This window comes from Mesorhizobium sp. CNPSo 4684, assembly GCF_057784315.1.
This window is the reverse complement of the sequence record NZ_JBWLUX010000073.1, coordinates 1-3,955: the sequence shown is the minus strand read 5'-3', so window position 1 is coordinate 3,955 and position 3,955 is coordinate 1. Positions and strand designations below refer to the sequence as shown.

General features: G+C 62.8%; 4 protein-coding genes. 1 reads left to right on the top strand and 3 read right to left on the bottom strand.

The window, feature by feature from the left end; translation table 11 throughout:
• Positions 1-203: 203 nt before the first annotated feature.
• A complete protein-coding gene (recG, locus tag AC04SG_RS32595; RefSeq protein ID WP_488554371.1) occupies positions 204-2,312 on the top strand; it encodes an ATP-dependent DNA helicase RecG in 2,109 nt (702 codons plus the stop codon).
• Here recG and AC04SG_RS32590 read toward each other — a convergent pair.
• From AC04SG_RS32590 to AC04SG_RS32580, 3 genes are all read right to left on the bottom strand, one after another.
• A complete protein-coding gene (locus AC04SG_RS32590) occupies positions 2,264-3,022 on the bottom strand; it encodes a DUF502 domain-containing protein (RefSeq protein ID WP_488554370.1) in 759 nt (252 codons plus the stop codon). The two genes, recG and AC04SG_RS32590, sit on opposite strands and share 49 nt — an antisense overlap.
• Positions 3,023-3,104: 82 nt before the next feature.
• Positions 3,105-3,404, bottom strand: coding sequence for a HigA family addiction module antitoxin (locus AC04SG_RS32585; RefSeq protein WP_142865495.1), 300 nt, complete (start codon positions 3,402-3,404; stop codon positions 3,105-3,107).
• 32 nt (positions 3,405-3,436) lie between these two features.
• On the bottom strand, positions 3,437-3,718 hold the full coding sequence (locus AC04SG_RS32580; RefSeq protein WP_488554369.1) for a type II toxin-antitoxin system RelE/ParE family toxin: 282 nt from the start codon (positions 3,716-3,718) through the stop codon (positions 3,437-3,439).
• Between the last annotated feature and the right edge of the window lie 237 nt (positions 3,719-3,955).

Sequence of the window (3,955 nt, the reverse complement as noted above, 5' to 3'; positions counted from 1 at the left end):
TCATCCGAAGGCTCGCGCAAAACATCTTGGCTGCCCATCCGCTCGACAAACCTATCGCCAGCAAGATGCGAAGGGCAAACTGGAGCAAAGACTTCTTCTATGACCTCTTTACTCATATGCGATAGCCCTGCCCTCGAGGGGGAGATGTCCGGCAGGACAGAGGGGGGTAGGACTGGGCGCCCACATAGCGCGGTCTCTTACGAATGAGACCTTCCCTCCTCGACCCTCTCTTCGTTCCGATCACTTCGCTTGCCGGCGTTGGGCCGAAGGTCGGCGCGCTGATCGAGAGGGTGGTGGCGGCCGATCTCGGCGACCGCGCCGCCCGCGCCGGCGATCTTCTCTTCGTGCTGCCAAACTCGGTCATCGACCGCCGCAACCGGCCGGGCATCGCGCTCGCGCCGGCAGGCGCCATCGTCACGCTCGACGTGCGCATCGACCGTCACCAGCCGCCGCCGCGCGGCAACCGGTCGGTGCCCTACCGCGTCTACGCCCACGACGACACCGGCGAGATCGGGCTGACCTTCTTCCACGCCCATGCCGCCTATCTCGAAAAGGCAATGCCGGTGGGCGAGCACGTCATCGTCTCCGGCCGCATGGAGTGGTTCAACGGCCGCCCAACCATGGTCCATCCCGACCATATCGCCCTGGTCAGCGAAGCGGAAACCCTGCCCCCGGTCGAGCCGGTCTATCCGCTCACCGCCGGCCTTTCGGGCAAGGTGCTGCGCCGCGCCATCGGCCAGGCGCTGGGAAGGCTGCCGGAATTGCCGGAATGGCAGGACGGCGCCTTCATGCGCAAGCAGACCTTTCCTGCCTTTGGCGATGCGCTCGCCCGCATCCATCATCCCTCGGACCCGATCGATGTCGCCATCGAGGGGTCGGCATGGCGCCGCCTCGCCTATGACGAATTTCTCGCTGGCCAAGTGTCGCTGGCGCTGGTGCGGGCAAAAGTGCGCCGCCTGTCGGGCCGACCGCTGATCGGCGACAGCCGCATTGTCGAGAAACTGCGTGCGGCCCTGCCCTATTCATTGACCGGCAGCCAGGAATTCGCACTCGCCGAAATCAACGCCGATCTCGCCGATCCCGAACGCATGCTGCGCCTACTGCAGGGCGATGTCGGCTCAGGCAAGACGGTGGTGGCGCTGCTTGCCATGGCGCGCGCCGTCGAGGCCGGCGGACAGGCAGCGCTGATGGCGCCGACCGAAATCCTGGCGCGCCAGCATCTGGCAACGATCACGCCGCTGGCCGAACAGGCCGGCCTGCGTGTCGCCATCCTGACCGGCCGGGAGAAGGGCCGCGAGCGCACCGAAACGCTGGCAGGTCTTGCCAGCGGCGACATCGACATCGTCGTCGGAACCCATGCGCTGTTTCAGGAAACGGTGACCTATCACGACCTCGTCTTTGCCGTCGTCGACGAGCAACACCGCTTCGGCGTCCACCAGCGGCTTGCCATCACCGCCAAGGGCGACGCGCCCGACATGCTGGTGATGACGGCGACTCCGATCCCGCGCACTCTGGTGCTGACCGCTTTCGGCGACATGGACGTCTCCAAGCTGACGGAAAAACCGGTCGGCCGCCAGCCGATCCGCACCGTCACCCTGCCGCTGGAGCGGCTCGACGAACTGGTCGGACGCATGCTCGACGCCGTCGCCGATGGCCAGAAAATCTACTGGATCTGCCCGCTGGTCGAGGAATCCGAAGAGATCAAGCTGATGTCGGCCGAGGACCGTTTTGCCTCGCTGCAACCTTTGTTCGGCGACCGCATCGGCCTCGTCCATGGCCGCATGAAGGGCGCCGAAAAGGACGAGGCGATGCGCGCCTTCAAGGTCGGCGAGACCCGCATCCTGATCGCCACCACGGTGATCGAAGTCGGCGTCGACGTGCCGGATGCCACGATCATGGTCATCGAGCATGCCGAGCGTTTTGGTCTGGCGCAACTGCACCAGTTGCGCGGCCGCGTCGGGCGCGGCGACAAGCCCTCCTCTTGCGTATTGCTCTACAAGGACCCGCTCGGCGAAACGGCAAAGCGCCGGCTGTCGGTGATGCGCGAGACCGAAGACGGTTTCCTGATCGCCGAGGAGGATCTGAAACTGCGCGGCGAAGGTGAATTGCTCGGCACCCGCCAGTCCGGCACGCCGGGTTTCCAGGTGGCGCGCATCGAAGCGCATGCCGACCTACTGGAAGCCGCCCGCGACGATGCGCGGTTGATCCTGTCGCGCGACCCGGAACTGCAATCGGAGCGTGGCGACGCGCTGCGCCTGTTGCTCTATTTGTTCGGCCGCGACGAGGCTGTTCGGCTTTTGCGTGCCGGCTGAGCCAGGACGCCAAGCGGCGGATTGGCGAGATCTCCTTCGATCGGCTCACCGTTCACCGTCACCATTTTCGGCTTGACCTCGGGCGCCACCAGCCCGGCCGAAACGATCAGCCTGGCGCCGTCCTCGATCGTCATGTCGAGCAACACGATATCGGATTTCAGCACATACATCAGGAAGCCGGTGGTCGGGTTCGGCGTGCATGGCATGAACACGGCGATCATCGGGTCGCCCTCCCGGTCGAGCTTCCGGTTGATCTCGGTCTCCTTCTCGCTGGCGACGAAGACCAGCGACCAGACGCCCTTGCGCGGATATTCGACCAGCCCGACCTGGCGGAACATGTCGCCCTTGTTCGACAGCACCGTCTGGAAAATCTGCTTCAGCGAACCATAGATGCCGCGCACCAGCGGCATGCGGCCCAGCAGTCGCTCACCGAAATTGACGATGGCTCGGCCGACGATGTTGGCGGTCATGAAGCCGATCAGCGTGATCAGGATCAGCGCCACGATCAGGCCGAAACCCGGAACCGGAAACGGCAGATAGGTGTCGGGGCTGTAGCGTGCCGGAATGTACGGCTTTACCCACGAATCGACCCAGCCGATGAACGACCAGGCGATATAGGCGGTGATCGCCAGCGGCGCGCAGACGATGAAGCCTGTGAGGAAATAGTTCCTCAGCCGGGTCATGCCTGAAGTTCTGGGAGCATCGGACATGGTTCACCGGGGGGCGCGAGTTGCAGCGCAACATTAGTGAACCCGAAGTCGCTTTGAAACTACGAAGTTTTTAAAGAACCGATTAAGCCGCCGCTTCGAGCGGTTCGATCTTCTCAAGTTCCGGCGCCAGTTTCTCGGCCTCGGTTTCCAGTTCATAGGCCTGTTGAAAATTCATCCAGAACTGAGGCGTCGTGTTGAAAAAACGGGCGAGGCGCAAGGCTGTGTCGGGGGTCAGACCGATCTCCTCCTTGGCAATGCGCTCGATACGGGTGCGCGGGAGGTTGAGCTTCTTCGCGAGCGCACCGGCACTCATGCCGAGTGGAACAAGATACTCTTCCCGCAGGAATTCTCCGGGGTGAATGGGGCGTGCGAACTTGGGCATCATATCCTCAAAGGGTTAGGGCGAGTGCCCGCTCAATGGTAGTCAACGATCTCCACGTCTTCGGCACCTGCAGTGGTCCACCTGAAACAGATGCGCCATCGGTCGTTGATGCGTATCGAATGCTGTCCGCCACGACCTCCTTTCAGAGCTTCGAGGTGGTTTCCGGGCGGCGATCGAAGGTCGTTCAGCTGGACGGCATTGTCGATTGCTCGAAGACGACGCTCAGCGCGAGCGACGAAATCTGACGGAAAGCCTTTCGGTGCCTTACCCGCTGCAACCGCTTCGACCGCCCTGCCTTTGAACGAAACGATCAAAGTTGCACCCCTCATCTTGTATCATACTCTGATACAAGATGACTTGCAACATGAAGTATCAATGACTGATACGAGTTCGTGCCGGGAACCTACTCCACCGTCACCGATTTCGCCAGATTGCGCGGCTGGTCGACGTCGGTGCCCATGAAGACGGCGGCGTAATAGGCCAGCATCTGGATCGGCAGCGCATAGATGATTGGCGAGATGATTTCCGGCACGTCGGGCAGGATGATGGTC